At 46.4% G+C, this 760-nt stretch carries 1 protein-coding gene and 1 pseudogene; one reads left to right on the top strand and one right to left on the bottom strand.

What is annotated here, in order from left to right; genetic code table 11:
* A partial coding sequence (locus R7P74_RS26070; protein WP_318123547.1) for a LysR substrate-binding domain-containing protein occupies positions 1-537 on the top strand: 537 nt, incomplete at its 5' end.
* Between the two features lie 15 nt (positions 538-552).
* Here the strand turns inward: R7P74_RS26070 and R7P74_RS26065 are convergent.
* Positions 553-760: pseudogene (locus R7P74_RS26065) on the bottom strand (YjjW family glycine radical enzyme activase); the annotation flags it as partial.

Here is a 760-nt window from a genome sequence, read left to right as displayed (position 1 = left end):
AAAGAAGAGATGAGTTTTGATTCACTAGTGAGAGGACAAGTCGATTTTTTGTTGCTGCCGCATGACATCAGCCAGCCGCCAACTCAAAATAAAGACTTGGTTTGGCAAACAATCTTGAAAGATGAAATGGTGTGTTTAATGGGCGAATCAAACCCGTTATCTAAAGCGCCCCTGTCGATTGAAGGTTATCTTTGCGCTCGCCACATCGGGATTCACGATAAAGATCTTTCTCAGCCTTACTTCGAGCAAAACCTCACTCAGCAGCATTCAAAACGTAATATGGCGATGCGTGTGGCAGATTTCGGTTCGGCTGCCGTCATGTGCCATCATTCCGATTATCTATTTACGTGTTCAAAACTTTGGGCGGGAGTCGCACATCAAGCGAAAGGTTTAGTGCAGCGCTCTTTACCGTTTGATTACGGGCAAGTGGCTTACAGCTTGGTGTGGAACAAAGCGAGTCTCAATGATCCTGCTCTGAGATGGCTACAACAACAATTGCTTGATGCTTGTAAAGAGCTCGAAGGCTGCGGTGTGTAAAGATAAGAGGCAGCTCTAAACGCATACGGAAGGAACAGCGATAGGACGATCAACAAACTTTCCAAGCTGTTCCTTTAGTTGCTCTATCTCTTCTTTTGAACACTTGTCCCAGCTGCGTGCCTCTCCCACCACGCCATGATGTTGAAAAGCATTGAGGCGAACGTGTACCGAGCTTGGTAGCGCATTAAGATACCGCCCTACCGATTCGATTTCCGTATCTAAG

Source organism: Vibrio sp. 2033 (genome assembly GCF_033339735.1).
This window is presented reverse-complemented; position numbering and strand designations above follow the sequence as displayed.